Raw genomic sequence first — 4,857 nt, forward strand, 5'->3', positions numbered from 1 at the left:
CGTCGAGTGGCACACCGGCCCGGCCCGCCACGAGGCCGGCTCGCCCAACGTGGTCGGCGTGCACGCCCTGGCCTCCGCCTGCCGGGCGCTCGCCGAGGCGGACCTCGCCGTGCTCGCGGCCCGCGAGGAGGCCCTGCTCGGACGGCTCCGTGAGGGCCTGGCCGCCCTGCCCCGGGTGCGGGTGCTCTCGCTGTTCGGCGACGACGCGGCCCGGGTGGGCGTGGTGTCCTTCGTGGTGGACGGCCTCGACGGCGCCGACCTCGCCGACCGGCTGGCCTCGTCCTACGGCATCGGGGTGCGGGCCGGGCTGTTCTGCGCCCACCCGCTGGTGCGCCGGCTCCTCGGGGAGGGTCCCGACACGGCCGCCGAGTGCGGGACGGGCGGCGCCTCGCCGCTGGACGCCGTCCGGGTGAGCTTCGGCGTCGGCACCCCGGTCGAGCACGTGGACCGGCTGCTCGGCGCGCTGGCCGAGCTGACCGGCGAGACCCTCTGACGGCGGCCCCGCGCGGCGCGCGGCCGGGGCGCCCACAGGGGGCGCCCTCGGGGGCGGGTCCGTCCCGCCCCCCGGCCGCCGGGGGGGCGTCCGTCAGGTCCCGGTCCCGGTTCCGGCTGCGGTCAGGAGTCGAGGCCGATGGCGAACGCGGCCTCCAGGTCGTGCTGCGAGTACGTGCGGAACGCGACGTGGGTGTCGGTGCCCAGGACGCCGGGGATCTTGCTGATCCGCCCGGGGATGACCTCCGCCAGGTCGTCGTGCTCGCGCACCCGCACCATGGCGATCAGGTCGTAGGTGCCGGTCACCGAGAAGACCTCGCTGACGGATTCCAGGGAGGCGATGTCCTGCGCGATCTCGGGGATCCGGTCCACGCTGGTCTTGATGAGCACGATCGCGGTGATCACGGTTGGTTCTCTCCCTGGGTGGCCGTCGCTGGTGGACTCACTGTAGTCGTCCCCCGGAACGCCGTCCGAGCGGCGGCGAACCCCAGCCCGAAGCCCACCAGGTGCGCCAGGTACGCCACCCCGGGCCCCTCCCCGGCGCGCTCCGCGCCCAGCCACTGCAGGCCCGCCCACAACGGCAGCACCACCCATGCGGGCAGCCGCACCGGCAGGAAGAAGAGGAACGGCAGCAGACTGGTGATCCGCGCGCGGGGGAAGAGCTGCAGGAACGCCCCGAGCACCGCGGACACCGCGCCGGACGCCCCCACCAGGGACTGCCCGGACGAGGGGTCGGCGAGCGCGTACCCGACCAGCGCCAGGCTGCCGCAGCCCAGGTAGAAGAGCGCGAACCGCACGCTGCCCATGCGCTGTTCGGTCATCACGCCGAAGACCTGAAGGAAGAGGAGGTTGCCCAGCAGATGCAGCCACCCGCCGTGCACGAACAGCGCCGTCAGCGGCGTCACCAGCGCGTCCGGGTCCCCGGAGAGTAGTTCGGCGGGCACCACCCCCCAGCGCCGGAAGCAGGCCCGCTGCGCCGCGACCAACTCCTCCCCGGTCCCGTACAAGGGGTTGAGGCCGGAGGCGGGTCCGATCAGGAAGAGCAGCACGCACAGCGCCGTCAGGCCATGGGTGACGGGCGCCGGCCGGCTCCGGACCGCCGCGGCGAACGCCGTGCTCCAGTCGCGGATCATGCACGAAGTGTGACGTACCGGATGCGGCGGGCAGGCGTCGCCTCGCCGCCGTGGACACGCGAGCGACCGGCCCGCGAATGGCCGTAGGGTTACCACGCACAGGATCCACCGGTACACACAGGTACCCGCACGGACTCCGGCGCCCGCCACGGGCGCCGCGAAGGCCCCGGACGAGAAAGAGGCGTAGCCCGCGATGACGGTTCCCCTCCCCACCGAGACGACCCGCTGGCGGTGCACGCTCTGCGGCAACCTCACCCGCTTCGACGTCACCCGCTCCTCCAAGGTCGTCGAGTACGTCCACCTCGACCTCGCGGGCGCGCCCACGGTGGAGGAACGCGAGGTGGTCAGTGAGACCATCGAGTCGGTCCGCTGCCGCTGGTGCAACGCGGTGGACAAGGTGGAACTGGTGGACAGGCCCGGCGCCGGCTCCTGACGGAGCGGCCCGGGCTCCTAGGACGACGGACGACAGGCGAGGTGTGACGGATGGCCGGTGACGGAGGCGGGAGGCCGGACGACGGCGCCGCTGAGGTGCTCGACCGTCCGCTGCCCGACGGCGTGCGGCGCCGGGTCGTCCAGATCGCCGCGGACGCGTTCGGCTCCCTGACCGTGGCCGAACTCCCCGCGCAGCTGCGGCAGTACGCCCGCTTCACGCCGAGCCGGCGCGCCAAGTTCGCGGGCAACGCGATGGCGGCCGCGCTGGAGGCCGAGAGCCAGTTCCGGCAGCGCGTGGGGGAGAAGTTCCGCGAAACCCAGCCGGAGCTGGCCGCCGCCCTGGAGACGGGCGCCCCGCCGCCGGCCGCGGACCCGCTCGACGTCGCCGCCGCCGCGTACGTGCTGCGCCCGTCCGGCTGGGTCAAGCTGGTGACCGCCGCCGGCGAGGAGGCTCAGCGCGTCGAGGCGGAGCGGGCCGACGAGGAGACCCGGGCCGAACTGGAGCGGCTGCGCGCCGAGGCGGCCGCCGCCAGGGAGCAGGTCCGCTCCGAGACCGAGCGGCTGCGCGCCGAGCTCGAGGCGGCGCGCAAGGAGGCCGAGTCGCTGCACCGCAAGCTGCGTTCGGCCCTCAGCGACGTCAAGCGCGGCGAGGCCGCACAGCGCAAACTCCGCGGCGAACTCGACGAGGTGCGCGCGCAGACCCAGGCCCAGCTGTCCGCGGCGGAGAGCGAGAGCCGGCGGCTCAAGGCACGGCTCGGCGAGACCGAGGCGGCCCTGGAGGCCGGCCGCAAGGCGGTCCGGGAGGGCCGCAGCATCGAGGACATGCGCGCCCGGCTGCTGCTGGACACCGTGCTGGAGGCCGCCCAGGGGCTGCGCCGCGAACTCGCCCTGCCGCCCGTGTCGGTGTGGCCCGCCGAGACGGTCGACGCCGTGGAGCCGGGCCGGATGACGCCCAAGGACATCGCCGCCCGCGCGCTCTCCGAGGACGACCCCGCCATCCTGGACCAGCTGCTCGCGCTGCCCCAGGCCCATCTGGTCGTGGACGGCTACAACGTCACCAAGACCGGCTATCCGCAGATGCCCCTGGAGCAGCAGCGCCTGCGGCTGCTGGGCCAGCTGTCCGCGCTGGCCGCGCAGACCAACTGCGAGGTCACCTGCGTCTTCGACGGCGCCGAACTGGTCGCGCCGGTGCTGCTGGCGCCCCCGCGCGGGGTGCGGGTGCTGTTCTCCAAACCGGGAGTCACCGCCGACGAGCTGATCCGCCAGCTGGTGCGCGCCGAGCCCTCGGGCCGGCCGGTGGTGGTCGTCTCCACCGACCGCGAGGTCGCCGACGGGGTGGCCCGCGCCGGTGCCCGGCCGGTCGCCTCCGCGGTGCTCCTCAAGCGTTTCAGCCGCGGCTGAATCCCACCCGCGGCACCCGCGTCCCTTCTGTCGCTTCCCGGCGCCTATGGGTCCGTTGACCGTTTTCGGCCGCGACGCACAGTTATCCGGGCATCACCGCAGGTGAGTTGCGGGGAAAGTTCACCGGTGGTGGCGAGATTTTACGTACGAGGATTTGAACTGATCACAAGAAGGTCACTAGGTTTAGCCATCGAACCTTCGCTCGGGTGATCGCTCAGAGGGAGTGACGGCGGAGGCTCACCGCCCGCCAGGTGTGCTCTCCGGCAGGCGGCTGATGGCAGAAGGAGACCGCCCACGTGGCGTCCCACCGTCGACCCAAGCAGCCGAGCCGCGCACGTGTCACTGTGCTGACCACCGCAGCGGCAGCCGCCGTCGTCCTCGGCGGCAACTCCGCCCAGGCCGCGCCCGCCAAGCCCAGCAAGGGCGAGGTGAAGGAGAAGGTCGACAAGCTCCACGAGCAGGCGGAGCAGGCCACCGAGAAGTACAACGGGGCCAAGGAGAAGCAGGAGAAGCTCGAGAAGGAGATCGACGCTCTCCAGGACAACGTGGCCCGCGGTCAGGACGACCTCAACGAACTCCGCGACGCGATCGGCATGGCCGCCGCCGCGCAGTACCGCAGCGGCACCATCGACTCCTCGATGCAGCTCTTCCTCTCCGCCGACCCGGACGACTACCTCGACAAGGCGTCCACCCTCGACCAGTTGAGCAACCAGCAGGTCGAGGCCCTGGCCGAGATCCAGGACAAGCAGCGCGAGCTCACCCAGCAGCGCCAGGAGGCCGCCACCAAGCTGGACGACCTCGCCGAGACGCGCGAGGAGCTGGGCAAGAAGCGCAAGGAGGTCCAGGCCAAGCTGGCCGAGGCCCAGAAGCTGCTCAACACCCTCACCGCAGCCGAGCGGGCCAAGATGGCTCAGGAGGAGGCCGCGGACGCCGCGAAGTCGGCCGGCCTCACCGGAGGAAAGGCCGCCTCGGGTCGCGCCTCGGCCGCCTTCGCCGCCGCGCAGACCAAGATCGGCTCGTCGTACGTCTACGGCGCCACCGGTCCGACCACCTTCGACTGCTCCGGCCTCACCATGTGGGCCTACGGCCAGGCCGGCGTCGGCCTGCCGCGGACCTCGCAGGCCCAGGCCAACTACGGCCCGCACCTGACGAGGGACCAGCTCCAGGTCGGCGACCTGGTGATCTTCTACGGCGACCAGCACCACGTCGGCCTCTACGCGGGCAACGGCCAGGTGCTGCACGCGCCGCGCACCGGCACCGTCGTGCGCTACGAGTCGATCAACAACATGCCGTTCCAGTTCGGCGTGCGGGTCTGATCGCCGCCCACCCTCCGAAACCCCCTCGCCGTCACCCGGTCGGATGAAACCGGGCGACTCGCGTCGACCGTGCGCCCCGCCGA

At 72.9% G+C, this 4,857-nt stretch carries 6 protein-coding genes; 4 read left to right on the forward strand and 2 right to left on the reverse strand.

The features are described 5' to 3' along the window. The coding region (locus ACOV8S_RS11115; RefSeq protein WP_448317617.1) for an aminotransferase class V-fold PLP-dependent enzyme at positions 1 to 493 on the forward strand (493 nt) is incomplete at its 5' end. A 122-nt stretch (positions 494 to 615) separates the two neighbouring features. Here ACOV8S_RS11115 and ACOV8S_RS11120 read toward each other — a convergent pair. Further along, positions 616 to 897: an Lrp/AsnC family transcriptional regulator gene (locus ACOV8S_RS11120; protein ID WP_108953802.1), complete on the reverse strand. Its 282-nt coding sequence runs from the start codon at positions 895 to 897 to the stop codon at positions 616 to 618. Next, positions 894 to 1,625 (reverse strand): rhomboid family intramembrane serine protease, encoded by a 732-nt coding sequence (locus ACOV8S_RS11125; RefSeq protein WP_448317618.1) that lies wholly within the window; start codon positions 1,623 to 1,625, stop codon positions 894 to 896. Before ACOV8S_RS11125 ends, ACOV8S_RS11120 begins: the two co-directional genes overlap by 4 nt. A 193-nt stretch (positions 1,626 to 1,818) precedes the next feature. On the opposite strand from ACOV8S_RS11125, the gene ACOV8S_RS11130 reads away from it, so the two are divergent. The 3 genes from ACOV8S_RS11130 (at position 1,819) to ACOV8S_RS11140 (ending at position 4,774) form a co-directional block, all read left to right on the forward strand. After that, positions 1,819 to 2,058 carry a hypothetical protein gene (locus ACOV8S_RS11130; protein WP_108953804.1) on the forward strand — a complete coding sequence of 80 codons (240 nt, stop codon included), beginning with the start codon at positions 1,819 to 1,821 and terminating at the stop codon, positions 2,056 to 2,058. A 50-nt stretch (positions 2,059 to 2,108) separates the two neighbouring features. Continuing rightward, a complete protein-coding gene (locus ACOV8S_RS11135; protein WP_448317619.1) occupies positions 2,109 to 3,458 on the forward strand; it encodes an NYN domain-containing protein in 1,350 nt (449 codons plus the stop codon). 296 nt (positions 3,459 to 3,754) lie between these two features. Beyond that, the gene (locus tag ACOV8S_RS11140; RefSeq protein WP_448317621.1) at positions 3,755 to 4,774 is read left to right on the forward strand and encodes an NlpC/P60 family protein; all 1,020 of its coding nucleotides are present in this window, start codon (positions 3,755 to 3,757) and stop codon (positions 4,772 to 4,774) included. Positions 4,775 to 4,857: the final 83 nt, after the last annotated feature.

The sequence above is a fragment of the Streptomyces sp. CO7 genome (genome assembly GCF_053474865.1).